This window comes from Candidatus Halobonum tyrrellensis G22, assembly GCF_000495475.1.
In the GTDB taxonomy this organism is placed as follows: Archaea; Halobacteriota; Halobacteria; order Halobacteriales; family Haloferacaceae; genus Halobonum; species Halobonum tyrrellense.
Genome location: NZ_ASGZ01000060.1, coordinates 111,436 through 136,231, shown reverse-complemented (window position 1 = coordinate 136,231; position 24,796 = coordinate 111,436). Strand labels below are relative to the sequence as shown.

The 24,796-nt window shown below is 71.9% G+C and carries 22 protein-coding genes and 2 pseudogenes; 8 read left to right on the top strand and 16 right to left on the bottom strand.

Annotated elements, in window-relative coordinates:
- The 5 genes from K933_RS14820 to K933_RS14800 all read right to left on the bottom strand — a co-directional run.
- On the bottom strand, positions 1 to 1,249 hold a 1,249-nt coding region (locus K933_RS14820), incomplete at its 3' end, for an ABC transporter ATP-binding protein (RefSeq protein ID WP_023395562.1).
- Complete coding sequence (locus K933_RS18820; RefSeq protein ID WP_023395561.1) at positions 1,246 to 2,580, bottom strand: ABC transporter ATP-binding protein; 1,335 nt, start codon at positions 2,578 to 2,580, stop codon at positions 1,246 to 1,248. The genes K933_RS18820 and K933_RS14820, both read right to left, overlap by 4 nt.
- A 1-nt stretch (position 2,581) precedes the next feature.
- Positions 2,582 to 3,634: an ABC transporter permease gene (locus tag K933_RS14810; RefSeq protein WP_023395560.1), complete on the bottom strand. Its 1,053-nt coding sequence runs from the start codon at positions 3,632 to 3,634 to the stop codon at positions 2,582 to 2,584.
- A complete protein-coding gene (locus tag K933_RS14805; protein ID WP_023395559.1) occupies positions 3,631 to 4,587 on the bottom strand; it encodes an ABC transporter permease in 957 nt (318 codons plus the stop codon). The genes K933_RS14810 and K933_RS14805 overlap by 4 nt, the downstream gene beginning before the upstream one ends.
- Positions 4,588 to 4,590: 3 nt before the next feature.
- Positions 4,591 to 6,291 (bottom strand): ABC transporter substrate-binding protein, encoded by a 1,701-nt coding sequence (locus K933_RS14800; protein ID WP_023395558.1) that lies wholly within the window; start codon positions 6,289 to 6,291, stop codon positions 4,591 to 4,593.
- Between the two features lie 58 nt (positions 6,292 to 6,349).
- Between K933_RS14800 and K933_RS14795 the strand changes: the two genes are divergently transcribed.
- Positions 6,350 to 7,096 (top strand): helix-turn-helix domain-containing protein, encoded by a 747-nt coding sequence (locus tag K933_RS14795; protein WP_235063452.1) that lies wholly within the window; start codon positions 6,350 to 6,352, stop codon positions 7,094 to 7,096.
- Between the two features lie 54 nt (positions 7,097 to 7,150).
- On the opposite strand, the gene K933_RS14790 is transcribed toward K933_RS14795, so the two are convergent.
- Positions 7,151 to 8,494, bottom strand: a complete 1,344-nt coding sequence (locus tag K933_RS14790; RefSeq protein WP_049947902.1) for a M28 family metallopeptidase — start codon at positions 8,492 to 8,494, stop codon at positions 7,151 to 7,153.
- Between the two features lie 184 nt (positions 8,495 to 8,678).
- Between K933_RS14790 and K933_RS14785 the strand changes: the two genes are divergently transcribed.
- On the top strand, positions 8,679 to 9,014 hold the full coding sequence (locus K933_RS14785; RefSeq protein WP_023395555.1) for a hypothetical protein: 336 nt from the start codon (positions 8,679 to 8,681) through the stop codon (positions 9,012 to 9,014).
- A 34-nt stretch (positions 9,015 to 9,048) separates the two neighbouring features.
- Here K933_RS14785 and K933_RS19275 read toward each other — a convergent pair.
- Positions 9,049 to 9,402, bottom strand: a pseudogene (locus K933_RS19275) (pyroglutamyl-peptidase I family protein); the annotation flags it as partial.
- A 121-nt stretch (positions 9,403 to 9,523) separates the two neighbouring features.
- Positions 9,524 to 9,622, bottom strand: a pseudogene (locus K933_RS19270) (peptidase); the annotation flags it as partial.
- Between the two features lie 198 nt (positions 9,623 to 9,820).
- Between K933_RS19270 and K933_RS14775 the strand changes: the two are divergent.
- Positions 9,821 to 10,003: a hypothetical protein gene (locus K933_RS14775; protein ID WP_023395552.1), complete on the top strand. Its 183-nt coding sequence runs from the start codon at positions 9,821 to 9,823 to the stop codon at positions 10,001 to 10,003.
- 41 nt (positions 10,004 to 10,044) lie between these two features.
- On the opposite strand, the gene K933_RS14770 is transcribed toward K933_RS14775, so the two are convergent.
- The 4 genes from K933_RS14770 to K933_RS14755 all read right to left on the bottom strand — a co-directional run bounded on the left by K933_RS14770 (position 10,045) and on the right by K933_RS14755 (position 14,557).
- Entirely contained in the window at positions 10,045 to 11,262 is a 1,218-nt protein-coding gene (locus K933_RS14770) for an MFS transporter (protein WP_049947915.1), read from the bottom strand.
- Between the two features lie 214 nt (positions 11,263 to 11,476).
- A complete protein-coding gene (locus tag K933_RS14765; RefSeq protein WP_023395550.1) occupies positions 11,477 to 12,676 on the bottom strand; it encodes an amidohydrolase family protein in 1,200 nt (399 codons plus the stop codon).
- Positions 12,677 to 12,727: 51 nt separating this feature from the next.
- Positions 12,728 to 13,534 (bottom strand): DICT sensory domain-containing protein, encoded by an 807-nt coding sequence (locus K933_RS14760; RefSeq protein ID WP_049947914.1) that lies wholly within the window; start codon positions 13,532 to 13,534, stop codon positions 12,728 to 12,730.
- Between the two features lie 72 nt (positions 13,535 to 13,606).
- Positions 13,607 to 14,557: a transcription initiation factor IIB gene (locus K933_RS14755; RefSeq protein ID WP_023395548.1), complete on the bottom strand. Its 951-nt coding sequence runs from the start codon at positions 14,555 to 14,557 to the stop codon at positions 13,607 to 13,609.
- 648 nt (positions 14,558 to 15,205) lie between these two features.
- Between K933_RS14755 and K933_RS18045 the strand changes: the two genes are divergently transcribed.
- The 4 genes from K933_RS18045 to rnhB all read left to right on the top strand — a co-directional run bounded on the left by K933_RS18045 (position 15,206) and on the right by rnhB (position 19,593).
- Positions 15,206 to 15,508 carry a hypothetical protein gene (locus K933_RS18045; RefSeq protein WP_152529843.1) on the top strand — a complete coding sequence of 101 codons (303 nt, stop codon included), beginning with the start codon at positions 15,206 to 15,208 and terminating at the stop codon, positions 15,506 to 15,508.
- Between the two features lie 262 nt (positions 15,509 to 15,770).
- Entirely contained in the window at positions 15,771 to 17,063 is a 1,293-nt protein-coding gene (locus K933_RS14745; RefSeq protein WP_023395546.1) for a tRNA pseudouridine(54/55) synthase Pus10, read from the top strand.
- 192 nt (positions 17,064 to 17,255) lie between these two features.
- Positions 17,256 to 18,602: a diaminobutyrate--2-oxoglutarate transaminase gene (locus K933_RS14740; RefSeq protein ID WP_023395545.1), complete on the top strand. Its 1,347-nt coding sequence runs from the start codon at positions 17,256 to 17,258 to the stop codon at positions 18,600 to 18,602.
- A 340-nt stretch (positions 18,603 to 18,942) separates the two neighbouring features.
- Positions 18,943 to 19,593: a ribonuclease HII gene (rnhB, locus tag K933_RS14735; RefSeq protein WP_049947913.1), complete on the top strand. Its 651-nt coding sequence runs from the start codon at positions 18,943 to 18,945 to the stop codon at positions 19,591 to 19,593.
- A gap of 336 nt (positions 19,594 to 19,929) precedes the next feature.
- On the opposite strand, the gene K933_RS14730 is transcribed toward rnhB, so the two are convergent.
- The 3 genes from K933_RS14730 to secF form a co-directional block, all read right to left on the bottom strand.
- The gene (locus tag K933_RS14730; RefSeq protein WP_023395543.1) at positions 19,930 to 20,304 is read right to left on the bottom strand and encodes a hypothetical protein; all 375 of its coding nucleotides are present in this window, start codon (positions 20,302 to 20,304) and stop codon (positions 19,930 to 19,932) included.
- A 61-nt stretch (positions 20,305 to 20,365) separates the two neighbouring features.
- The gene (locus K933_RS14725) at positions 20,366 to 21,967 is read right to left on the bottom strand and encodes a preprotein translocase subunit SecD (protein WP_023395542.1); all 1,602 of its coding nucleotides are present in this window, start codon (positions 21,965 to 21,967) and stop codon (positions 20,366 to 20,368) included.
- Positions 21,964 to 22,839 carry a protein translocase subunit SecF gene (gene secF, locus K933_RS14720; protein WP_023395541.1) on the bottom strand — a complete coding sequence of 292 codons (876 nt, stop codon included), beginning with the start codon at positions 22,837 to 22,839 and terminating at the stop codon, positions 21,964 to 21,966. The genes K933_RS14725 and secF overlap by 4 nt, the downstream gene beginning before the upstream one ends.
- 341 nt (positions 22,840 to 23,180) lie before the next feature.
- Here secF and K933_RS14715 point away from each other — a divergent pair, with 341 nt between their 5' ends.
- Positions 23,181 to 23,528, top strand: a complete 348-nt coding sequence (locus K933_RS14715) for a hypothetical protein (RefSeq protein WP_023395540.1) — start codon at positions 23,181 to 23,183, stop codon at positions 23,526 to 23,528.
- A gap of 94 nt (positions 23,529 to 23,622) precedes the next feature.
- Here the strand turns inward: K933_RS14715 and K933_RS14710 are convergent, their stop codons facing one another.
- Complete coding sequence (locus K933_RS14710; RefSeq protein ID WP_049947901.1) at positions 23,623 to 24,627, bottom strand: hypothetical protein; 1,005 nt, start codon at positions 24,625 to 24,627, stop codon at positions 23,623 to 23,625.
- Between the last annotated feature and the right edge of the window lie 169 nt (positions 24,628 to 24,796).

Sequence of the window (24,796 nt, the reverse complement as noted above, 5' to 3'; positions counted from 1 at the left end):
CCCGCGCGTCGGCCGCCTCGCCGTCGACCAGCGCCCGCGCGGCCGACTCGACGGCGTCGCGCGCGCCAGCCGGGAGCGCGGCGGCGTCGCCGGGGAGCGACGTCTCGACGAGGTGACGCGCGACCGCGGCGTCGTCGCTCTCGCGCCCCTCGGCGTCGAGTCGACGGCGGGCCGCGCCGGGGTCGAGTTCGCCGGCCTCGACCCGGTTGCGGAAGGTGAACGCCCGGCGGAACGCGGGCTGGTCGGCCGGCCAGTCGGCGGGCGGGATCACCGCGGGACACCGGGTGTGGAACCGACAGCCCGCGGGCGGGTCGAGCGGCGAGGGCACGGTCCCTTCGAGCAAGATTCGCTCGGTCCGCACCTCCGGGTCGATCCGCGGCACCGCCGACAGCAGCGACTCGGTGTACGGGTGGTCGGGGGCCGCGAACAGCGCGTCGGTCGGCGCGGTCTCGACGATCTCGCCGAGGTACATCACCGCGACCCGGTCGGCGATGTGCCGCACCACCGAGAGGTCGTGCGTGATGAACAGGATCGAAAGATCGAACTCGGCTTGGAGTTCGTCGAGCAGGTTCAGGATCTGCGCTTGGACCGACACGTCGAGCGCGGAGACGGGTTCGTCCGCGACCAACACGTCGGGTTCGACCGCGAGCGCGCGCGCGATGCCGACCCGCTGCTGTTGACCGCCCGAGAACTGGCTCGGGTAGCGGTCGAAGTGGTTGGCCTCCAGGCCGACGCGTTCGAGCAGGTCGGTCGCGCGTTCGCGCCGGTCGGCGTCGGAGTCGCCGATCCCGTGGACCTCCATCGGCGCGGTCACGATGTCGCCGACGGTCTGTCTGGGGTTGAGCGACGCGAGCGGGTCCTGGAAGATCATCTGGAGTTTCTCGCGGTAGGGCCGCATCCGCCGCCCCGACAGGCCGGTGATGTCCTCCCCCCGGTAGCGGACGCTACCGCCGGTCGGGGCGTGGAGGTTGAGCAGGCTCTGCCCCAGCGTCGACTTGCCGCAGCCCGACTCGCCCACGACCGCGAGCGTCTCGCCGCGGTGGAGCCTGAGGTCGACCCCGTCGACCGCCTTGACCCGGCCGCCGCCGCCGAGGAGTCGGTCGACGATACCGTCCGACTGCTCGAAGTACTTCTCGAGTTTCACCGCCTCCAAGACGATCCTCGGCGGGCCGGCCGGGGGAGACCCGTCGACCGACCCGGAACCGGTGTCGGCGTCGGGCGCCGCGTCGGCGTCGGTGTCGGCGCTCATATCCGCTCCTCCTCGCTCCCGCGCCGGAGACACGCCGCCTCGTGGTCGGGCGCCACCGACCGGAAGTCGGGGTCGACCTCGAAACACTCGCGCACCGACTCGGGACACCGCGGCGCGAAGTGACACGCGTACGGGATGTCGATCAGGTCGGGCACGTTCCCCTCGATCGGGTCGACCGCGGCCTCGGGGCTGCTCAGCCGGGGCGTGCTCGCGATCAGTCCCCGGGTGTACGGGTGCTGGGGGTCGGCGAACAGTTCGGCCGCGGACGCGCGCTCGACGATCTCGCCGGCGTACATCACGTTCACGCGGTCGCACGTCTCGGCTACCACCGCGAGGTCGTGGGTGATCAGCAGGATCGCGGTGTCGAACGCGTCCTTCAGCGACGCGAGTTCGTCGAGGATCTGCGCCTGGATGGTCACGTCGAGGGCGGTGGTGGGCTCGTCCGCGATCAGGAGGTCGGGCTCGCACGACAGCGCCATCGCGATCATCGCGCGCTGGCGCATCCCCCCCGAGAACTCGTGGGGGAAGTCGGACGCGCGCGCCTCGGCCTCGGGGATCTCGACGGCTTCGAGCATCTCGATCGCCCGCCGCCACGCCGCCCCGTTCTTCGCCGCGCCCACGATCTTGCGTTTCAGTTCCGCGGGCAGCGACACCGACTCGCCGACGTCCTGGTGGAGGCGAACGGTCTCGGCGATCTGTTCGCCGACCGTGAGAGTGGGGTTGAGCGAGTTCATCGGGTCCTGAAACACCATCGACACCCGCCCGCCGCGGAGGCGTTCGAGCGCCGCCTCGGGCGCGCGCCGGACGTCGACGAACCCGCGGACGATCCGGCCGTCGGGGTCGCGCTCCTCGATTGCGACGAACTCGTCGCCGGTCAGCGTCGACGCCGCGGCCGCCGTCGGGGTCCGCGCGTCCGCCGCGTCGGCCGCGGCGCCGGCGTCGGTCAGGTCCACGACCGCGTCGGGGAACCGCTCGGCGTGTTCGCGGACGACGTCGACCTGGCGCAAGCAGATCGACCCGCCGACCACGCGCCCGGGGTCGTCGACCATCCCCACGACGCTCTCGGCGAGCACCGACTTGCCCGACCCGCTCTCGCCGACCAGCCCCACGATCTCGCCGGGCCGGATGTCGATGTCGGTCCCCGCGACCGCCTCGACCGTCCCGCGGTCGGTGGGGAACTGCGTCTCCAGGCCGGTGACCTCGAGCAGCGGGTCGACAGCCCGGTCGGGCGGGGCGTCGCTCCCGGTCGCCCGCCCGCCGCGGTCGCCGGGGGCGGTCGGCTCGTCGGGGTCGCCGGTGTCGTCCCGTTCGCCGGATTCGGTCTCGCTCACGTCACTCCACCTCCGACTGGCTGATGTCGAACGCGTCGCGGAGGCCGTCGCCGAACGTGTTGAACCCCAAGACGACCAGCATGATCGCCAGCCCCGGCATCACGCTGATCCACGGCGCCTGCGAGATGAACTGCCGGCCGCCCGAGATCAGCAGCCCCCACGTCGGCGTGGTGGGTTTCACACCCAGCCCCAGAAACGAGAGGCTCGCCTCCGCGAGGATCGCCAGCGGGATCATCAGCGTCGCCTGGACGATCAGCGGCGCGACCGCGTTCGGCAGCATCTCCTTGAACATGATCCGCGCGTCGCCCATCCCGACCGCGCGGGCGGCGGTGACGTACTCCTCTTCGCGGATCGACAGCACCTCGCCGCGGATGATACGCGCGAAGTCGTCGATGAACGCGATCCCGATCGCGATCACGACGTTCACCACCCCCAGCCCGCCCATCACCGCGATGATCCCCACGCCGAGGATGATCTCGGGGAACGCCCACTGGAAGTCGACGTACCGCATCAACACCGAGTCGACCCACCCGCCGTAAAAGCCCGCGACGATGCCGATCGTCGTGCCGATCGAGAACGCGACCGCGACCGTCGCGAGCGCGACCAAAAGCGACACCCGCGCGCCGTAGACGACCCGGGTGAGGATGTCGTGGCCGAACGAGTCGGTCCCGAGCAGGTGGAACGCCTCGCCCGAGCCGGTGGCGGAACTGGTCAGCGGCGGCTTCATGAACGCGAACGTCTCCTCGGGACCGTACGGCGCGACGTACGGCGCGAACACCGCGATTACCACGAACGCGACCACGACCAGCCCGCCCGCGAGCGCCAGCCGGTCGTCGAGGAGCGTCCGGATCACCCGGTCGGCGATCCCGCGGTGCTCCTCGACGTACGACTCGGTCTCGTACTCGGGGGGGACCTCGCCCGCCCCGAACTCGCCCTCGTAGATGCCGAAGCCCGCGCCGTCGGTCGACCCCGTCCCGCCGTCGGGGCGGGCGGTCGCCGCGTCCGCGGCCCCGTCGGCCGGCGACGCGCCGTCACCCCCGCCGGCGTCGGTCACGCGTTCTCACCCCCGTAGCGGATCCGCGGGTCGATCGCGGTGTACGTGATGTCGACCAGGAGGTTCATGAACACGAACACGCCCGACACCAGCAGGATCGCGACCTGGGTCACGGGGTAGTTGCGTTCGAGGATCGAGTTGACCAACACCCGGCCGAGCCCCTGGATCGAGAACACGAGTTCGACCGTCACGCTCCCGCCGAGCACGAGCGCGAGCTGGATGCCCGCGACCGTGACCACCGGGATCAGCGCGTTCTGCATCGCGTGTTTGTACAGTCGGACCCGGCCGCCGACGCCCTTCGCGACCGCGGTGCGCATGTAGGCGGCGTCGAGCGTCTCGAGGAGCGCCGACCGCATCATCCGCGTCACCCCCGCGGCGTACGGCAGCCCGACCGCGACCGCGGGCAGGAGGATGCTCCCGAACCACGGCACGACCCCCTCCGAGAGCGGCGTGTAGCCGACGATCGGCAGCCAGTCGAGCCAGACGCCGAACACGATCGCGAGCAGGATGCCGACGAAGAACGACGGCATCGAGACGCCGAGGAACGCGCCGACGGTGGCGGCGTAGTCGGCGGGCTCGTTCCGCCGGGTCGCGCCCACGACGCCCGCGGGGATCGCCACCAGCAGGCCGATCGCGACGCCGATCGCCGCGATCGAGAACGTCTTCGGCGCCGCCTGCGCGACGATCGTGCCGACCCGCTCGCTCGAGACGATGCTCCGACCGAACTCCAGCGTCAGCATGTCGCCCATCCAGTCGACGTACTGGACGGGCAGCGGCTGGTCGAGCCCCAGCCGCTCGCGCAGCGCGGCGACCGCCTCCGGGGTGGCCTCCTGGCCCAGCATCGCCCGGACCGGACCCCCGGGGATCGCGCGCAGCCCGAAGAACACGGTGGTCGCCACGAGCCACATCACGAACACCGAGTGCGCGACGCGTTTGAGGATGTACCGCCACATGAGTCACTCGTCCAACGAGACCGTATGGAAGTTGCGCATGTACGGGACGTGGGTGAAGCCGCCGACCTCGGTGCGCATCGCCGCGAGGTCGTCCTGGTGGGAGAGGTACGCGTGGGGGGTGTCGGCGATCAGGAGGCCCTCCAGTTCCTGGAGCGTCTCGGCGCGCGCGTCGCGGTCGAGTTGGCTGCGCTGTTCGCCCAACAGCTGGTGGACCTCGTCGTTCTGGTAGTCGACGTAGTTCCACGGGCCGTCCTTCCGGTAGAAGTTCCACAGCGACTGCTCGGGGTCGGGGTCGCCCACGCTGCCGATCACCGTCACGTCGAAGTCGCGGTTCGACTTGTCGGTCCGGTCCCAGTACGTCGAGGAGGTGACCTGCTCGATTTCGACGTCGAGCCCCGCGGAGTTGAGCTGCTGGCGCATCGCCTGTGCCGCGCGGAGGTCGGACTCGGTGGTGAGGAGCGAGAAGCTCGCGCCCGCCGCGCCCGCGTCTTCGAGCAGCTGTTTGCCCTCCTCGGGGGCGTACGCCTGGTCGTCGGGCTTGTCCTCGCGGTACACCCACGCGGTCGCGGCGTTGATCGGGCCGGCCGCCGCGAGCGCGTTGCCGAAGTACGCCGTCTCGACGAACTGCTCGGTGTCGATCAGCTTGGCGATCCCGCGGCGGACCTGCCGGGAGCCGAACGGCTCGCGGGTCTGGTTCATCGCCAGCCCGTTCCAGTTGACCCCCGGCGCCTGCAGCAGGTCGACCTCGCTCGCGTCCGAGACCTGCGAGACGTTCTGGAGCGGGACCAGGTTCGCGAACTGGATGTCGCCCGACCGCAGCGCGTTCACGATCGACGACGGCTCCGGGATCGGCGTGATCGTGACGCCGTCGAGGTACGGCAGCGCGGTCCCCTCCTCGTCGGTCTCGAAGTAGTCGTCGTACGCGTCGAGGACGAGCTCCGAGCCGACGCTGTGTTCCGCGACCTCGAACGGGCCGGTGCCGACCGGCTCGACCGCGTACTGTTCGGCGCCCATCTCCTCGATCGCCTCCTGAGAGACGATCGTGGCGGCGCGGCCGGGCCCGCGCGAGAGGTAGATCAGCGCGGGCGCGAGCGGCTCCTCGAAGTTGAGCGTGACCGAGTAGTCGCCGTCGACCACGACGCCGCCGTCGTCGACGGGCTGGAGCGACGACAGCTTCGCCGCCGCGGGCGTCTCCTGGCTGATCGTGCGGTCGATCGTGTACCGGACGTCCTCGGCGGTGAACGCCGAGCCGTCGTGGAACGTCACCCCCTCGCGGAGGTCGAACACGAACGTCGCGCCGTCGTTCTCGACGGTCCAGTCGTTCGCGAGGTCGCCCCGGACGGTGAGGTCCTCGTTGAGCGTGACCAGCCCGCTGAACACGTTCGCGGCGACCTGGAAGTACTGGCCGACGCCGATGTACGGCGGGTCGAGGTTGTCGATGCTCCCCGTGAACCAGCCCGCCTGGAGCCGGCCGCCCCGAACGTCCCCCGAGGGCGTGTCGGTCGCGACGTCCGTCGACTCCTCGTTGCCGTCGGTCGAGGACGCCTCGCTCGTCTCGGAGGCGGCCGTCGTCGCGTCGCCGCCGCCGCCGCCGGCGCAGCCGGCGAGCCCGCCGAGCCCGGCGGCCGCGAGTAGTTTCGTCGTCGTACGCCGGTCGACGACCGGCCCGCTCAACTCTTCGTCACTGATCTGGTCCGATGCCATACGAGTGTGGTATTATCTCGCAAAGTTGAAGGTGATCCCGAATAGTTTCGGGAGTAGAGTGGCAGATCCAACAAGCAAGGCGCCGTCGACGACGGCCCCGTCGGGCGGGTACACCGGTCGGATGCGCGAGGCGACGCTCCGGATCCGGCACAACGGCCAGCCCGAGTGCGAGGTGAGCGCGTCACACCCGAACGTGACGATGCGGTCGGTGTCGTCGATGACCGGCCGCCGCGCGGAGCGCCGCCGGATCATCGAACTCACGGGCGACCCGGACGCGATCCCCTCGTTCGTCGAGGCGTTCCGCGAGGCGGAGTCGATCGTCGCCGCCGAGTCGCTGACGCCGCTCGGCGAGGACCGGGTGTACGTCGCGCTGACGTTCGACGCGACGTCGTGGGACGGCATCGCCGACCTCCTAGCCGAGTACGGCGTCCACCACCGCGTCGGGACGGTGATCTCGGCGGGCTGGGAGCGGTGGACGCTGTACCTCGACTCGGACGACGATCTGGGCGCGCTGATCGACCACATCGAGTCGCGCGGCAACGACGTGAAACTCGTCCGGCAAGTCGAGATGGGGGACCTCGACTCCCCGACCCAGTTCGAGCCGCTGGGGGTGTTGAGCGACCTCAGCCCGCGCCAACGCGAGGCGCTCGCGGTCGCGGTCGCGACGGGCTACTACGGATACGACCGCGACGCCGGGATCGAAGACGTCGCGGACGAACTCGGGATCGGGACCACGACCGCGTGGGAACACCTCGCGCGCGCCGAGGGGAAGCTGATGGGCGAACTCGAAGAGTACCTCGGGTGAGGCGGTCGACGAGGGCGCCGTGCGGGCGCCGTCGTCCGACTCCGGCCGGGCGGGCTACTCCAGGTCGCCGTACGGCCACCGCCCGCCCATCCGGAGTTCCTGTTCGTACCCCTCGTCGATCGCATCGCGCATCTCCGCGCGGCTCCGGTGGGGGGTCTCCACGTCGTCGTCCGCGAGTCGGGCGACGCCCTCGGCGACCAGCGTGGCGACGTCGCGGAGGTCGCGCGAGTCGAGTTTGTCGAGCGTGTCGGCGTGGGTGTGCCCCCAGCCGCGGCCCGAGGCGTCGGAGACCGCCGACGCCATCACCGCGGGGACGCCCTCCTGGACGAACGCCCACTGGTCGCCGTGCGGCGAGATGGTGTCGCCCGTCGACAGCGGCGCGTCCATCTCGTCGGTCACGTCGGCGAACACGTCGCCCACCGAGTCGAACCCGTTGGTCCCGACCCGCAGCGAGCGGGAACTCCCCGCGCCGTCGAGGTTGACGACGCAGTTCACCTCGTCCAGATCCGCGGTCTCGGCGGCGTGGTACGCCCCCCACAGCCCGACCTCCTCGGCGCCGAACGTGACCAGCCTGACGCGGGTGTCGAGATCCACGTCCGTCAGCAGGCGGCCGACTTCCGCGACCAGCGCCGACCCCGCGCCGTTGTCGTTCGCGCCGTCGGAGATGTCGTGGGCGTCGACGTGGGCGGTGAGGTAGACCGCGTCGTCGGTGTCGGGTCCCACGTCCGCGACGACGTTACGGGAGGTGGTCGGCTCGTTCCGGCAGTCGACCGAGACGGTCACCTCACACCCCGTCTCGGCGTAGCGGGCGAGCCGCGACCCCACCTCGCGGGAGACGCCGACCGCGGGGATGGGTCCCGGCCGCTGGTGGTAGCCCACCTCGCCCGTCGGGGGGACCGACCCCTCGACGTGGTTGCGGAAGACGAACGCGCTCGCGCCGTACTCGGCGGCGTTGGCGTACTTCTCCATCCGGTGGATCCACCGGTCGTGCTCGTCGGGCGTGTTCGACGACGCGAGCACGACAGCGCCGTCGAGATCGGCCGACCGCCGTTCGAACTCGTCGTAGGTGCCGTCGCCGACGTCGACCACGCGCCCGGTCGCCTCGCCCGCCGGACAGCCCGGGAGCGCGAGCACGTCCTGTTGGCCCTCGTGGGTCCGCTCGTGGGGTTCGTGGACGACCAGCGACGAACTCCCGCGCCACCAGCCCGGTATCTCGAACTCCTCGACGTGCGGGTCGTCCAGCCCCGCCCGCTCGAACGCGTCGCGGACCACCTCGGCGCCCCGGCGTTCGCCCTCCTGGCCGGCCATCCGGCTCCCGACGTCGACGAGCTCCGTGAGCGTCGCCCACGCGAACCCGCTCGTCTGTGCGTCACCCACTACGCTGTCCGGTAGTCGCATGCGGAGGGGGTACGGTTACACGCTTATGAGCCTCCGGGTCCCGGCGCGCGGCGGGGACGACCGGGCGGGCGAGCGAAAACCGGCCGCAGCGGACGGAAAGAAGCGAGGAGCGACCGAGGCGTTCCGACAGTCACTCGGCGCGAGTCGGCAGGCTCTTGTATCTTGGTAACACATATCGTAGCTAATGCAGCGACCGTCGTCGCCACCCGAGTTCACCGACGCCGACGAGCGCATCCTCCGGCACCTGCGCGAGGCGGGCGCGGACTACCCGGCGCTCGTCTCGGGGAACACCGGCCTGCACGCGCCGTTGGTCGAGCGGCGCCTCGCGCTGCTCGAAGCGGAGGCGTACGTCGAGGCGGTGACGGACGAGTCGATATACCGGATCACGGACGCGGGCGAGGTGGCGCTCGACGTCCTCGACGCGCCCGACCCGTGGGCGCGGGCGCGGTCCGACGGGGCGCCCGACGCGCCCGCCCGGGGCGCGTCGGCGGGCGAGGAGCCGGCGATGGACGCCGAGTGAGGACGAGGGACCGGACGGGGCCGCGGAGCCGCGGCTACCGCGGGGCGTCGAGCGCCGTCTCGAACGCGAGTTCGACCGCCCGCGCGGACAGGCCGAGCGGCAGGCTGGGCGCGACCGACCCCCCGCGGGCCGCCTCCAGGGCGTCGCGGGCGGCCGCCGCCGGCGTCGCCGGCAGGTGGAGGAAGCCCGCGGGCGTCCCCGACCCGTCGAGCGCCGCGAGCGTCTCGTACAGTAGGCCGTTACACAGGTGGGTGCCCGCGGTGTTCGACACGCGCGCGGGCACGCCGGCGTCGAGACACGCCTCGACCGTCGGCCCGAGCGGGAGCGTGGCGAGGTAGGCGTCGCGACCCCCGGGGTCGACCCGCTCGTCGACCGGGTCGTTGCCCGCGTTGTCGGGCGTCCCGGCCGTGTCGGCGACGTTGACGCCGACCCGCTCGACACAGACCGGCCGCTCGACCGGCCGCCAGCCCGGTCGCCACCACCGCCGCCGGGTCGTGGTCGGCGAGGAGCGCGCGCATTCGCTCGCCGGCGTCGCCGAACGCGACGGGGAGCGTCTCGCCGACCACCCGGTGGCCGGCGACCCGTTCGCCGTCGAGGCGGTCGGCCACCGCGCCCGAGGGGTTGGTCTCGTGGTCGCCGAACGGCTCGTAGCCGGTACAGAGGAGCGTCACGGGCGGCGGTGGCGGTCGGGCGACAAAAGCGTTGGCGAGGGGGCAGTCCGGTCGCGCGACGGACGCGGGCGGGCCTGCGATCGGATGACACGGTCGGGCCACCGGACGTAAACGCGGCCGCGGACAAACCGCTCCGTGACCTACCAGACCACCGTCGGCTGGTCGCTCGTGACGTCCGGCATCGTGAGCATCGTCCTCTGGCTGATCCCGATCGAGTCGGTCTGGTGGGGGGTCGGGATGCTCGCGCTCGGACTGCTGATACTGTACGTCCGCCGGGACGACGTGAGCGAGGCGCTCTCGAAGCTCTCCGGTCCCTGAGGACGACGGGGCGACGCCGGCGGCGTCGCCGGCGTCCGGTCTCAGTCGTCGGCGGGGACGCCCTCGACCGTCTCGGGGTCGGCGGTGAGCGCCGACGCGGCGACGGCGGCCGTCACGACGACCAGCCCCGCGCAGGCGAGATACTCGTTCGAGAGTCCGATGTACTGTGCGAGCGGGAGCGCGACCAGCGGGCCGAGCGTCGACCCCAGGTCGCCGAACACGTTGTAGACGCCGCCGAGTTTCCCCACGTCGCCGCCGGGCGCGATGTCGCCGAGGTACGCGAGCAGTGACGGGCCGGTCATCCCGACGCCGATACCGACGAGACCGACGCCCGCGACGACGCCCGTGACCGTCGGGACCAGCGCGGTACAGACGAACCCCGCCGCGAGCACGCCCAACCCCGGCAGCACGGTGGCGGTCCGGCCGACCCGGTCGGAGACCCGGCCGACCGCGAGCGTCGTCACGGAGACGAACACGACCGAGACGGCCATCACCAGCCCGCTGGTGCCGGTGCCCGCCAGCCCGCCCAGCGATATCTCGTGTCGGGTGGTGTACTGGACGACCGTCGAGAGCAACACGCCCGCGAACAGAAAGCGGAGGGTGAAGTTGACCGCGCCGACCGCGCCGATGCGCGCGTCCGCGGCGACCAGTCCCGGTATCTCGCGGAGGCTACTCCCGCCGCCCACGTCGGGCGCGACGTTCGGGAGGACGCGGTAGGCGACGACCGCCGCGAACAGGCCCGCGACGCCCGCGACGGCGAACGCCTCCTCGTAGCCGTACGCGTCGGTGACGAGGCCGCCGACCACCAGCCCCGTCGGGAACCCCAGGCTCTGCCCGCCGCGCATGTACCCCACCCACCGGCCGCGGTTCTCCGAGGTGGTGACGTGGGTCACCGTCGCGAACGCGCCGACGAACACGAACGCCGACCCGACGCCCCACGACGCGCGCGCGACGAGGAACACCGCGGCGTGGCTCAGCCCGAACGGGGGGTTCAACCCGAGGAGGTAGCCGAACGGCGCGAGTCCCTGGACGAAGAACCCCAGGATCATCGGCCGGCGCGTCCCCACCCGGTCGAGCACGTCGCCCGCGGGCGTCGACATGAGCAGGCGCGTGAACCGGTTGATCGAGAGGATGACGCCGACCAGCAGCGGCGCGATACCCAGCACCGTCCCGAGCGTCGGGATGGTGGGGAACGCGACGCCGCCGCCCACCCCGCCGAAGAAGACGCCCGCGACCAGGCTCAACACGACCGTCCGCACCTCCCGCTCGTCGAACGCGGGGTCCGCGGCGTCGTCGGCGCCGGTCGGGTCGTCTCCGCCGGCCGCGGCGCTCGCGTCGCCGCCGCTCACGGCGCGACGGCGGGCGCGCCCGGCCGGTTCGCTGTGCGACTCACACCCACGCTCGACCGGCCGGGGTGGTGAGGCTCCCGGTTGCGGATATCCTGGCCCCGACCCGGACCCGGCGTCGCGGCGCCTACCACTCGTACGCCTCGCGCGGGTCGACGCTGTCGGCGTCGCGGTCGAACACGTGCTCGCCGTCGACCACGACGTGCCGGGTCCGGCTGTCCACCTCGTAGAACGGGCCGTCCCACACCGCGATGTCGGCGTCCGTCCCCTCCGCGAGCGTGCCCACGCGGTGTTCGATGCCGAGTATCTCCGCGGGGTTGGTCGTCACCGTGTCGAGCGCCGCCTCCGCGGGCAGGCCCTCCCGGACCGCGAGGCCGACGCAGACGTCGAGGTGTTGCTGGGGGAGGACGGGCGCGTCCGTCTGGATGGCGACGGTGACGCCCGCCTCGTGGAGCAGCCCCGGCGTCTCGAACGTGATGTTCCGGAGTTCGTACTTCGAGGCCGACGAGAAGGAGGGGCCGACGACCGCGGGCACGTCCCGTTCGGCGAACTCCTCGGCGACGACGTGGCCCTCGGTCGCGTGTTCGACCGAGAGGTCGTCGATGCCGAACTCCTCGGCCACCCGGAACACGGTCATGATGTCGTCCGCGCGGTGGGCGTGCACCCGCAGCGGGAGGTCACCCTCCAGTACGCGCGCGAGGTTCTCGTTGCCCAGGTCGCGTTCGAACGGGTCGCCCTCCTCGCGTGCGCGTCGGCGCGCGTCGACGTAGTCCTCGGCGGCCATGAACGACTCCCGGAGGGTGGCGGCGACGCCCGGCCGGGTCGACGGCTGGCGGTCGTGCTCCTCGCCGTGGAACCGCTTGGGGTTCTCGCCCATCGCGGCCTTCATGCCGTCCTCGCGGATCAACATCCCGTCGGCGGTCAGCCCGTACGTCTTCATCGAGCAGATGACCCCGCCGATGACGTTGCCGCTCCCCATCCGCGCGGAGACGGTCGTGACCCCGTTCTGGAACGCGCCCTTCAACTCCTCGTCGCGGGGGTGGAACCCGTCGAGCGCGTTGACGTGCGGCGTTGTCGCGCTCGTCCCCTCGTTGAAGTCGCCGTCCTCGGGTTCGCCCCACTCGGCCATCCCCGCGTGGCTGTGGGCGTCGACCAGTCCGGGCGTCACCTCCAACCCCTCGGCGTCGACCACCGTCGCGCCGTCGGGCGCGTCCACGTCGCCGACGGCCGCTATCTCGCCGTCCTCGACGAGTACGTCCCCCTCGACGGTTCCGCGGTCGGTCTGGGTGTGGACCGTCCCGCCGCGGACGACCAGCGTGTCACTCATGCGCACGACGTTCGTCCGCCGCGTCTCAAGCGTTTCGATTCGAAACTCGGGTCAGAGCGACTCGCGGATCGTCCGGTCGATGTCGGCGACCAGGTCCGGCCGGTAGGTCCAGAACCCCTCCCACACCCGCGGCGATGTCTCCAGTGCGACCAGCGCCGCCCCCCCGTCGTCGCGTTCCGCGTCGGCGTCCGTCGCGCCCGCGGCGTCGGCCCCGCTCGCCCCGTCGGGGCGGAAGACGACGAACCACGAGTCGCTGTAGCCGTCGCCGTACCCCTCGTGGACGGTGACGGGCATGCTCGCCGCGGGGTTCGCGTCGGGTTCGCCGTAGACGTGGACGTCGACGTCCGTCGACCCGAGCGCCTCGTACACGCGGCGGGTGCCCTGTTCGTCCTCGATGCGCGAGAGCCGCTGGAACGACGATCGGAGCGTGCCGCTCCCGGCGCGGTACGCCCGGAGTTCGATCTGTCTCGACACCGCGATCAGGAGGAGCTTCTCCTTGTGCGCCAGCGGGTAGCCGCGCAGCGAGAAGCGCGCGTCCGACAGCCGGGTGAGCACCTCGGGTAGGTCGGCGTCCGCGAGCTTTCGAGTGCCGGTCGTGTACAGGTCGGAGTTGACGAACAGGATGGCCTCTTCGAGGTCGGCCATCGGCGAGGAGGCCACCAGATCGCCGTCCTCGATGAGTGCGACGGCGTCACCCCCGGCGTCCGGGAGGTCGGTCGTCGCTACCTCCACCTCGACCGCCTGCTCGTCGAACAGGCCCGCGAGCATCCGGTGGGTCGGTTCCTCCGGCCCGCGTTCTAACACCGCGAGCGTCCGAGGTGGGGCGTTCAGCCGGTCGATGTACCGTCGTAACGTCAACACGGGATCGCCTGTTCGTCTTTAGAGTGTAACCAAAAGGATATTCGTCCGTAACTCATCGATGATAGCCGGCTACAAGTCGCCGACGTCGAGTGCGTTCATCTGCTCCTTGTAGCGGTTGCGCACCGTCACGACGGTCACGTCCGCGACGTCCGCGATCTCCGACTGGGTGCGCTTGTCGTTCGACAGCATCGACGCGAGGTAGATCGCCGCCGCGGCGAAGCCGGTGGGCGACTTGCCCGCGTGGAGCCCCTGTGCGGTCGTCTCCTCGACGATCGCCTTCGCGCGCCGCACCACGTCGTCCGAGAGGTCGAGTTCCGAGCAGAACCGCGGGACGTGCTCGGCGGGGTCGACCGGCCTGAGTTCGAGGCTCAACTCGCCCGAGATGTAGCGGTACGCCCGCGCTATCTCGCGGCGCTCGACCCGCGCGACGCCGACGAAGTCGTCGAGCGAGCGGGGGATCCCCTCCTGGCGGCAGGCGGCGTACAGCGACGCCGTCGCCATCGCCTCGATGGAGCGGCCGCGGATGAGGTCCTCCGAGAGTGCGCGCCGGTAGATGACCGACGCCACCTCCCGGACCGACTTGGGGACGCCCTGCGCCGAGGACATCCGGTCGACCTCCGAGAGCGCGAGTTGGAGGTTGCGCTCGCCGGCGTCCTGCGTGCGGATGCGCTCCTGCCAGGTTCGGAGCCGCTGGACCTGCGAGCGCTTCTCGGCGCTGAGCTGGCTGCCGCCCGCGTCGCGGTTGCGCCAGTCGATGCTCGTGGTCAGCCCCTTGTCGTGCATCGTCTGGGTCATCGGCGACCCGACGCGGCTCTTCTCGTCGCGCTCGGTCGCGTCGAACGCGCGCCACTCCGGTCCCCGGTCGACGTTGTCCTCCTCGACGACCAGCCCGGACTCCTCGTCGATGAGTTCGCCGTCCTCCGTCCGCACCAGGTCGTCCTCGTCGACCTCGTCGGCCTCCTCGGCCGCCGGGCCGGGGCTCCGTTCGTCCTCCCGTTCGCGACCGTATCTCGTCGTCACTCGGAATCCGCGCTCCCTGACGCGACCGAGTGGTCCCGCCCGTTCCGCCGGGCGTCGACCGTACGCCGGCCGTGATTCGACCTCCCACTACTCGTGATCCCACAGGTAACACACTCCGGCATTGTGAGTTCAGCAAGCGGGTTTGGTCGGAAAGCCCTTCGGTCGGCGTCTGCAGGCCGGGGGTCCGGCGAGAAATTCCGGTAACGCACAGCCGTGTGACCGGTTGACACTGCTGGCGAAACGTTAAGTTGGACGGGTGACATCGGTGGAGTACGACGAGAGTCGAACGAGTCACCCATGCCCGTCACCGCACTCATCGCCGTGTCTGCCGCCTTCGGCAGCGACGGCTATGGTGGGTGGCGGTCCTTCCCGGCGGCGGCAGCGGCCGACGCGAACGGGGAGACGGGGACTCGGCTCCACGTACCGTCCGCCTCCATCGCCGCGTAAGCCGGCGCGCGTCGGGTGTACGCCCGAACGGAGGCGGACTTCTCTACATCCCCTACCGTTCGGTGTCGCCCACGCTCGTCGGCGAACGCGGCCACTCCCCCGGAACGACTCGCGCCCCGGCGCGAGGAGTGGCCGACTGGCGCGTTCGACCCGCGCCGGGAGCGTATGTCGGTCCAACTCAGCCGACTGGCCGACGCCAGCATGACAGTCGCAGTGTCGCGTTCCGCCCCCGGCGACCTCGCCGCGGGCGTCGAGACGAAACTCCGCCGCATCGACGCCGTCCGCGGCGTCGAGTCGGTCGACCTCCGCGGCATCCGGCCCGGTCTCAACGACCTCACGGTCGACGTGGAGGCGACGCTCGCCGTCGACGCCGACGGCGACGCCGACGCGACCGCTCTCGAAGCCGCCTTCGACGACGCGTTCGGCGTCTCCGACGTGAGCGTCGCCGCGGTGCGGAGCGTGCCGCCCGACCCCGCCGACGGCGCGGCGGCCGACGCGCTCTGACCGGGGCGCGGGACGCCGTCGGACGCGGCCCGCCGACCCACCCCCGACCACCCCGCTGACGCGTCCGGACACCCACACGGCCGACCCCTCCGCGCCGCCCGCCCCGTCGACCGACCGTGGACGTGTCGACGTGCCGCCGTGGTCGACAGTCCCGACCACGTTCCGCCCGGCCGCCGGTACGCCCCGCGGTGGTGCCGGCACACGCCGGCGGGTCGGACCCGGCGAACGAAAGAGGGTAGTGGGCGCCCCGACGAGGGGCGGCATGGACGACGCTCGCCTCCTCGCGGCGGCCCGCGACCTGCTCGCCACCGGGCCGGTCTGCGACAACTGTCTCGGCCGCCCGTTCGCCGACCGCTCGTTCGGCCTCGGCGACGACGAACGGGGCCGCGGCCTCCGGACCGCGGTCGCGCTCGCGGACGACGCCGACTTCCAACCCGCCGACACCGCCGACTGCTGGGTGTGTGAGGGGGTCTGCGCCGACTTCGACGACTGGGCCGACCGCGCCGCCGCCGCCGTCGAAGGCGTCGAGTTCGACAGCTACCAGGTGGGCACGCGCGTCCCGCCGCTGTTGGAGGAGAACGGCGACCTGTTCCGCGCGGACGCGGGACTCGACTCCGACGCGGGCGAACCGCTCCGCAAGGAGTTCAACCGCGAGGTGGGCAAGCGGTTCGGCCGGCTGACGGGCGCGGAGGTGGAGTTCGAGCGCCCGGACGTGCAGTTCCTCCTCGACGTCGCGGAGGACACGGTGGAGACGACGGTCAACTCCGCGTTCGTCTACGGCCGGTACCGCAAACTGGAGCGGGACATCCCCCAGACGGAGTGGCCCTGCTCGGACTGTCACGGCACCGGCCGCGCGGACGGCGGCGTCTGCGAGACGTGCGAGGGGACGGGCTACCTCTACCCCGAGAGCGTCGAGCAGTTGACCGCGCCGGTCGTCGAGGACGTGATGGACGGCGTCGACTCCACCTTCCACGGCGCCGGCAGGGAGGACGTCGACGCGCTGATGCTCGGCACGGGCCGGCCGTTCGTCGTCGAGGTGGACGAGCCCCGCCGCCGCGACATCGACGTCGGGCGGTTGGAGGCGGACGTCAACGCGTTCGCCGAGGGGAAGGTCGAAGTCGAGGGGCTACGCCGCTGTACCCACGGGATGGTCGAGCGGGTGAAGCGGCTCGACGCGAGCAAGCGCTACCGCGCCGCCGTCGCGTTCGACGCGGACGTCGAGGCGGACGAACTCGCCGACGCGCTGACGGAACTCGACGGCGCGACGGTCGAACAGTACACCCCGAACCGCGTCGACCACCGCCGGGCGGGCAAGACCCGCATCCGGGTCGCACACGAGGTGTCGGGCGAACTCGTCGACGCGCGCCACGCCACCGTCGAGGTCCACGGCGAGGGCGGCCTCTACATCAAGGAGCTGATATCCGGCGACGAGGGCCGGACGGAACCCAGCCTCGCGGGTCTGCTCGGCGTCGGCGCGACGGTGAGCGAACTCGACGTGCTCGCGGTCGAAGGCGAGGACGAACCGTTCGAGGACGACGAGTTCTTCGTCGACTGACCGTCAGTCGGACCCGACGGACGCGTTCGGCCGGGCGGGAACCGCCGTCCGGCGGTCGGTCGGGGGCCGACTGCCCGGCGAGGCGCAGGCCGCCGGTCGGCCGTTCCGTCCCGACCGCCGCGGCCGAAACCCGTCGCGGCGTTCCGCCACCCCAGCGCCTATCGATTTCCCGCCCGTTCTCGGAACCCCCTCATGGACGACGGCCACGGCTACACCAACGAGACGCTGCTCGGCCAGCAGGCGGACCGGGAGTCGAGCGCGCGCACCTACCCCCGCGGACTCCCGATGGCTATCGACCGCGCGGAGGGCGTCGAACTCGTCGACGTCGACGGGAACCGCTACTACGACTGTCTCGCGGGCGCCGGGACGCTCGCGCTCGGACACAACCACCCGGTCGCCGTCGACGCGATGCGCGAGACGCTCGACGCGAAGCGGCCGCTCCACACGCTCGACATCACCACGCCCGTCAAGGAGCGGTTCGTCGACGCGCTGTTCGACAGCCTCCCCGACGAGTTCGCCGACCGCGCGAAGGTACAGTTCTGTAGCCCCGCGGGCACGGACGCGGTGGAGGCGGCGACCAAACTCGTCAAGACGGCGACCGGCAACCGGAGCCTGCTCGCCTTCCAGGGCGCGTACCACGGGATGACCCACGGCTCGCTGTCGCTGACGGGCGACACCGCCGCGAAGGAGCCGATCCCCAACCTGATGGGCGACGTCCACCACCTGCCGTACCCGTACGACTACCGACCGCCGCTCGGACTCGGCGGCGAGGCGGGCGAGGACGCCATCCTCCGGCGAATCGAGGAGGTGATCGAAAACCCCGAAAGCGGCGTCACCGACCCCGCGGGCCTGTTCGTCGAACCCGTCCAGGGCGAGGGCGGGACGCTCCCCCCCTCGGACGACTGGCTCCGCGGGGTCCGCCGGATCACGCGCGAACACGACGTGCCGCTCGTGGTCGACGAGATACAGGCCGGACTCGGCCGGTGCGGGACGACGTACGCGTTCGAACGCGCGGGCATCACGCCGGACGTGGTGACGCTGTCGAAGGCGGTCGGCGGCGGCCTTCCGCTCGCGGTCGTGCTGTACGACGAACGGCTCGACGCGTGGGAGGCGGGCGCACACACCGGCACGTTCCGCGGCAACCAACTGGGGATGGCCGCGGGCCGCGCGACCATCGAGTACATCGTCGACGAGGACCTGCCGGGTCACGCCGCCGACGTGGGCGAGCGGTTCCTCGACCGACTGGAGGGGATCGGCGAGGGGCGCGACGCGGTCGGCGACGTGCGGGGGAGGGGGCTGATGCTCGGCGTCGAACTCGTCGACGCCGACGCGGAGCCGAACGAGTACGGCGCCCGCCCCACCGACGCCGCCCTCGCCGAGCGGGTCCGCTCGGCCTGTTTCGACCGCGGGGTGGTCGTCGAACTCGGCGGGCGCGACGGGAGCACCGTCCGCTTCCTGCCGCCGCTGGTGATCGAACGCGAGCAGGTCGACGAGGTGTGTGACGTCTTCGCCGAGGCGCTCGACGCCGCGACCGCCTGAGCGGAGTCGCCGCGCCCGGCCGTGTCGCTCCCGTCCATCGCCTCGCTCGCTCCCGCCGGTCGTCCGTTCTTCTAGCTTCGGTGGCGGCTCGGCCCACAGACCTCGCCGTTCACGAGATCACTGCTCTCGTGAGCGCACGAATCGCACCGCGATTCGTGCACGCCGGCTATCCGTCGCCTCGTTCGCTCCCGTCGGTCGCTCTTCTAGTTCGGTGGCGGCTCGGCCCACGGACCTCGCCGCCGTCCTTCCGTCGCCTCGTTCGCTCCCGTCGGTCGCTCGCTCGGCGACCCACTCCGAAACGGCTTAGCCGACCGTCGGCGACGGTCACCCCGTGTCACGCATCGTCGTCGGTGTCGACGAGGCGGGGAAGGGACCGGTGCTCGGCCCGATGGTCGCGGCCGCGGTCCGCGCCGACCCCGACGCGCTCCCAGCGGACGTGGACGACTCCAAACGGGTGGCGCCCGCCCGGCGCGAGGAGATGGCGACCCGCCTCCGCGGGGACCCCGAGATTCGGGTCGGCGTCGGCGTCGTCGGGGTGGGTCGGATCGACGACCCCGCGACCGACATGAACTCGCTGACCGTCGCGGCGCAGGCCGAGGCCGCCGCGGCCGTCGCCGACGCGGGCGACCGCCTGACCGTCGACGCGGGCGACGTCGACGCCGCGCGGTTCGGCCGGCGGGTCCGCGAGGCGGTCGCCGACACCGGTACGGAGGTGACCGTGACGGCCGAACACCGCGCCGACGAGTCGTACCCGGTCGTGGGCGCCGCGAGCGTCGTCGCCAAGGTGGAACGCGACGCGCGGGTGGCCTCGCTCGCCGACCGGCACGACGCCGACGTGGGCAGCGGCTACCCTTCCGATCCCACGACCAGAGCGTTCCTCCGCGAGTACGTCCGCGCGCACGGCGACCTGCCCGACGGCGCGCGCCGGTCGTGGAGCACCTGCGACGACCTCCTGGCCGCCGCCGAGCAGTCGGCGCTCGGCGACTTCTGAACTCGATTCCCTCGGACGCCCCAGTGTTCGCGTCGCGGTCTCGCGGGTGAGCGGTCGGACGGGTGAGTCTCACACGCCGAGACACGTCGCGACGAACACCCGGTCGCGACGAACGGGGCGTACCGCCGGTCACGGCGGATCGCCTCCGGACGGTTCCAGCGGGAAGAGACCGACCGAACTCGCCCGAACGCCGACGACGCTCGCCTCGCGTCGGTGGGTGTCACGCGTAGTCGACGGCGGGGAGACGCCGAAGCGCGGTCCGCCCGGGTCGGAGCCACCGGCGGTCGCAGTCACGCGACCCGACCGACTCGAAGGGCGGGTATCGACGGGGGCGGCTCAGCGGAACGGCGGCAGCCGCCAGCCGTACGCCACCAGCGCGGCCGCCGCGAGCAGTCCCAGTCCGGCGACGACCGGCACCGGGACGCCCGCGTCCGCAAGCGACGAGAGGAACAGGCTCGACGCCGGAAGCAGTACGAACAGGCCGACGACGACGCCCGCGAGGATCGTCCAGATCGACCCGCTCCGACGGTCGTACTCCTCGATCTCCTCGCGGACGACCCGACGCGTGATCCGTTCGACGTCCGCCTCGGTCAGCGAGTCGTCCGTCCCGCGTCCGCCGTCGGTCCGCCGGGTCGGTCCCGGCGAGTCGGGCGAGTCGGCCACGTCGGTGCGGTCCGACGGGTCGGTGCTCGTACTCGTATCGGAGGGCATCGTCGTCGTCCACGGCGTCGCGGATGAAAAGAACGTCGCCGGCGGCGCGGGCGTGGCGCGCTCAGCGACCGGTCAGCAGCGACCGGAGGATGTCGCCGTACGCCGGCCGGGTGACGAGCACGCCGACCAACACGCCGAGGATGGTGAAGATGGCGAACCCTTGGAGGTCGCCGAGCGACAACACCGCCAGCGGCGACATCGCGATGATCGTGGTCGCGGCGGCGGCGCCGATCACCCAGAACGCCTTCCTGAATCTGGACTGGAAGACGCGCCGGCTGTTGACCTCGCCCTCGCTCATCACCTCGTCGGCGATGATCACCAGGTCGTCCACCCCGGTCCCGATCACCGCGATGAACCCCGCGATCACCGACAGGTCGAGCGGGTACTGTATCAGCGCCGCGAACCCGAGTAGGGCGTACACCTCGGCCATCGCGGTCACCACCATCGGTGCGGCGACCTCCACCTCGCCGTAGCGGAAGAACACCACGACGCTGACCGTCAGCACCGCGAGCAGCCCGATGATCAGCGAGTCGCGTTTGAAGTCCTCACCCTGCGCGGGCGAGATGTACGACGAACTCCCCGAGCCGTTCGGGCCGACGTCGAGTTGGGCCGGCAGCGCCCCCGCGCGCAGGTCGACCGCGACCTGCTGGGCGTCCGAGAAGTTGGTCGTCAGCAGGATGAACGTCGGGTCCTCGGCCCACTCGCCCGACTGCATCGGGGCGGCGAGGTCGCTCCCCATCCCGAACGAGTTGACGACCCGGCCGTCGCGGACCAACAGGAGACACGGCTGCGTCCCGTTGGGGTTGGCCTGGAAGGTACACGTCGTCCCGCCGGTCCGGGCGACCCCCGTGTCGATCAGCGTCTGCTGGACCTCGGTGGCGCGCTCCTGGCGGACCGCAACCTGCACGAACGGCCGACCGCCGGTCGAGGGCGACCCCTGCTGTGCGCTGCCGATCCGCTGGAAGTCGCTCTGGGTCAGGACGGTCGTGTTGACGTAGGTGGTCGACCCGTTCCGCTCGACGGGGTGGTACGCGAGCACCTGGACGGTCCCGCGGGAGTTCACCAGGTCGAGCACGTCGCTGCGGTCCTGGTTGGGCACCTGCACCCGGACGAACGTCTGCCCGCCGGCGGTCGTCACCGTCTGGACGTCGCCGCCCGACAGCCCCGCCTCGTTGATCTTCGACTGGAGCACGTTCACCGTCTCCTCTAGGGTCGCCTCCGTCACGCCGTCGCCGACCGTCTCGTAGGAGTAGCCCGCGGCGTCGAGCGCCGCGGTCAGCGTGTCCTGGGAGGCGTTCTCCGTGACGAGTTCGACCGTGCCGGTCGTCTGGGTGGTCCGGCGCGCGATCAGGTCGGTCGCGCCGACCCCCGTTATCTCGCCCGCGACGGTCCGCTCGACCTGCGCGGGCGTGGCGTTGCCGAACTCGACGCCCTCGGCGGTGACGCCCACCAGCGGCGCGCGGATGCGGGTCCCGCCCGACAGCTGGAGCCCGTACTTCAGGTTGGTCAGCGAGCCGTCGGTCGCGTTGCCCGCCGTCCCGTTGGCGGGCGCGGCCGGCGTCTCGGCCCCGCCCGCGAACCCGGGCGCGAACAGGAACACCGTCGACAGCAAAAGCACCACGACCAGCAGGCCGACCCGCCAGTTGTCGCGGAGCGTGCTCATCGCGCCACCCCCTCGAACACGTACCAGCGGAGCAGGCTCAAGTTGAGCATGTACGTGTTCATCAGGTCGGTCGCCAGCCCGAACACCAGGATGATCCCGATGCTCGCGAGCAGGTCGATGCCCAACAGCGTGGCGGCGATAGCCATCACCGCCATCGCGGCCAGCGAGGTGAGCGTCATCGTCACGCCGGTCCGCATCGCGCGGTAGGTCGACTCGTAGAAGTCACCCGACCGCCGGAGGATGCTGTTGTTGAGCAGGATGTCCGAGTCGACGGAGTAGCCGATCAGCATCAGGAGGGCGGCGACCGTCCCGAGTGAGAGTTCGATCCCGAGGAGGTTCATCAGCGCGACCGGGATCACGATGTCGGAGAACGCGGAGATGACCACCGCGATGGAGGGGACGAACGACCGGAACATGGCGAACACCAACACCGCCATCCCGAGGAACGCCGCCACCACGCCCAGCAGCGCGAGCTGTTGGTTGTCCCCCCCGAAACTGGCCGACGTGGTGTCGATCGACCGCACCTCGAAGCCGGCGTCGGTCGCCTGCTGTCTCAGGTCCGACGCCGACACCGCGGTCTGTTCGAACGTGACGACGTACACGTCGCTCCCCTGTACGGACTGGATGCTGTCGGGCGCCGCGTCGAACGCCGACTGCATCTGTGCGCGCGCCTGCTGGTCGGGTGCGTCGACCGCGACACGCAGTTCGGTCCCCCCCGCGAAGTCGACCCCCGGGTCGACCGGCGACCCGGTGGCGACGTAGAAGCCGGCGATGACGACCAGCGCCACCGCGAGCACGGCGAGCGGCACCGCCGCCAGTTGCCGGTTCGTGTACCGGGTGTAATCGACCTCCGGTACCTCGAAACGAGCCATGCACGCCCGTCCCCCCGCCCACCGAATAAGCCTTCTTATGTCCGTATCCGGAGGGGATGCACGGATGCGGACGACCGCCGCGCCGCCGAACCGTTCCCGGCGGGCGAGCGAGTGGTGCTCCGCGTACGCGAACCCGATGCGCGAGCGCACGGACGGGCGTGACGCCGCGGACGGCGGCGGCGACGACGACGGGACGGGCGTGACGCCGCGGACGGCGGCGGCGACGACGACGGGACGAGCGGCGACGCGACGGACGGCGGCGAGTGAGACCCCCGGCCGGTCGGGCGCGGCGAGTGCGCGCGGGCGACACGCGCATGTAGCTGGCGGGTCAAGCGGGAGCCATGAGCAGCGAGACGAACGAGGCGGACGACGCGGCCGGCGAGGGGCGGACCGCCGACCGGGCGACGCTGTCGTACCCGGACGCTCTCGGCGGGTGGAGCCGCGAGCAGGTGCTCGCCGACCGGTATCGGACGTACCTCGGGCGCGCGTTCGCGGGCGCGGGCGTCGGGCACGAACGCGACGAGTTCGTCGACGTGGGCTGTTGTGGCAACTCGCCGCGGTTCACGGTCCGGGTGGAGTCGCTGGAGGGCGGCGACCGGGTCGGCGAGGACACCGAACTCGAACTGGTCGAACGGCGCGAGGACGTCGAGAGCGGGTGGGCGGTCCAGAGCGAGGCCGCCCCCGAGTGACGGCGGGAGGCGGGGCGGGGCCGCCGAACGCGAGCGCGGCCGGACCGCCGGTCGTCGACGCGAGCGAGTCGACACCGGCGGCGCCTGCACCCGGCTACCCGAATATCTCCAACTGGCCCTCGTAGTACGTCCCCTCGTACGCGAAGTAGACGTGCTCGGAGAACTCGACCCTCCGTGGCTCCGGCGTCCGGGTGTCGTCCACCCCCAACCGTTCGAGGACGGCCGCGAACCCGTCGGATAGCGGCGCGGTCTCCTCGTACTCGCCGCCGCCCGTCGCCGCGTCGAGGACCGACCGCTGTGCGTCGGAGACGTCGTCGAACGCCGTCCGGAGGTACGTCTCGCGGAGGTGGCGCTCGTAGGCGTCTGCCGACTCCGCCACCGGGGTCGCGGTGTGGACGTACCGTGTCAGGTCGACCGACACCTCCTCTACGACCGCTCGGGCGTACACCGTCCCGTCGCCCGACTCGAAGGTGGCGTAGTCGAACGGCGGGTCGGGTACGAGGTCGGTCCCGTCGGCCGACCGGCGCACGAACAGGTGTCCCCGGCGCTCGGGCGGGCGGTCCGCCACGTCGAGGAACCCGGACTCGGTGGCGATGCGACCCTCGGCGTCCTCGACGGCGCGCACGTCCGCCTCCGAGAGACCGTACGCGGCGTCGAGCCTGGTCGGGTCGCCCAGCCCGAGACTCGACACGTACACCTCGGCGCCGGCCGGCGGGTCGGCGTCGACCCGGTCGAACCAGAGCAGCCACCGCGTCCGCGTCACCGTGCCGGCCTCCGCGACGGCCACCTCGTAGTAGGCGCCGTCGCGTTCGACGTAGCGGGGGTTGTGCGTACCGACGCCGTCGAGGCTGAAGCCGGCGGTGGCGACCTCCCCGCGGTCGACGATTCGGTCGGCGAGGTCGCGGGCGAACGGGTCGGCGTCGTCGGCGTCCCAGTCGAACCGGGGGGCGAGCGACGGGCCGATCCGCCGGGTCGACAGTCGGTAGCGAGGGGAGTCGTCGGAAGCGGAGAGGCCGAGACAGCCGGCGGTCGACGGCGCGAGCGAACACGCGCCGGCGCCGGCGCGGAGCACCGCGCGGCGGGTCGGAGGGCGGGTCACGCCGCCGACTGGCGGGGCCGGAGGTAAGTACTTTCCACTCCTCGACCCGAAACTGTCCCCTCCGGAGCCGCCCCGTCCGGGTTCCGCGCCGCTGTCGGCTCCCGTCGACCGTCGGGACGCGCCGGCGGTCGGACGTTCCCTCGGGTCGCTGCCGACCGCGTCGGACGCC

What these genes read in the sequence shown, in the direction of transcription:
- K933_RS14800 (WP_023395558.1), bottom strand. Translation starts at nt 6,291, where the DNA reads ATGGCATCGGACCAGATCAGTGACGAAGAGTTGAGCGGGCCGGTCGTC.
- K933_RS14740 (WP_023395545.1), top strand. Translation starts at nt 17,256, where the DNA reads ATGGACGACGGCCACGGCTACACCAACGAGACGCTGCTCGGCCAGCAG.
- K933_RS14790 (WP_049947902.1), bottom strand. Translation starts at nt 8,494, where the DNA reads ATGCGACTACCGGACAGCGTAGTGGGTGACGCACAGACGAGCGGGTTC.
- K933_RS14785 (WP_023395555.1), top strand. Translation starts at nt 8,679, where the DNA reads ATGCAGCGACCGTCGTCGCCACCCGAGTTCACCGACGCCGACGAGCGC.
- K933_RS14715 (WP_023395540.1), top strand. Translation starts at nt 23,181, where the DNA reads ATGAGCAGCGAGACGAACGAGGCGGACGACGCGGCCGGCGAGGGGCGG.
- K933_RS14765 (WP_023395550.1), bottom strand. Translation starts at nt 12,676, where the DNA reads ATGAGTGACACGCTGGTCGTCCGCGGCGGGACGGTCCACACCCAGACC.
- K933_RS14745 (WP_023395546.1), top strand. Translation starts at nt 15,771, where the DNA reads ATGGACGACGCTCGCCTCCTCGCGGCGGCCCGCGACCTGCTCGCCACC.
- K933_RS14805 (WP_023395559.1), bottom strand. Translation starts at nt 4,587, where the DNA reads ATGTGGCGGTACATCCTCAAACGCGTCGCGCACTCGGTGTTCGTGATG.
- K933_RS18045 (WP_152529843.1), top strand. Translation starts at nt 15,206, where the DNA reads ATGACAGTCGCAGTGTCGCGTTCCGCCCCCGGCGACCTCGCCGCGGGC.
- secF (WP_023395541.1), bottom strand. Translation starts at nt 22,839, where the DNA reads ATGGCTCGTTTCGAGGTACCGGAGGTCGATTACACCCGGTACACGAAC.
- K933_RS14730 (WP_023395543.1), bottom strand. Translation starts at nt 20,304, where the DNA reads ATGCCCTCCGATACGAGTACGAGCACCGACCCGTCGGACCGCACCGAC.
- K933_RS14725 (WP_023395542.1), bottom strand. Translation starts at nt 21,967, where the DNA reads ATGAGCACGCTCCGCGACAACTGGCGGGTCGGCCTGCTGGTCGTGGTG.